This is a genomic window from Colwellia sp. 6M3, assembly GCF_014077595.1.
GTDB lineage: Bacteria > Pseudomonadota > Gammaproteobacteria > Enterobacterales > Alteromonadaceae > Cognaticolwellia.
Map to the genome: position 1 here is coordinate 1 of NZ_JACGWF010000227.1, position 372 is coordinate 372.

1 pseudogene is annotated in these 372 nt (G+C 40.6%); it reads right to left on the reverse strand.

Features of this window, described 5'->3' with window-relative positions:
* Positions 1-372, reverse strand: a pseudogene (gene pgi / locus H4J50_RS19160) (glucose-6-phosphate isomerase); the annotation flags it as partial.

Here is a 372-nt window from a genome sequence, read left to right on the forward strand (position 1 = left end):
AGTGCTTCAGTGACCATTTGCGGGCCTAAATTTGAACCGCCCACACCAATATTTACCACATCAGTAATACGCTTTCCTGAATAACCACTCCATAAACCTTGGCGAACTTTCTCACTAAAGGTTTTCATCTTATCTAGAGCTAATCGCACATCAATATTAATGTTTTTACCATCGAGCATTATTGGTGTTTCGCTGCGATTTCTTAACGCTGTATGCAATACTGCACGGTCTTCTGTGCGGTTAATACGTTCTCCGCTAAACATTTTTTCTCGCCAAGCTTCAACATCGCACTCTTTCGCTAAATTGAACAGCATATCCATTGTCGATGCTGAGATAAGGTTTTTTGAATAATCGAGAAGAAAAGGCGCAAGT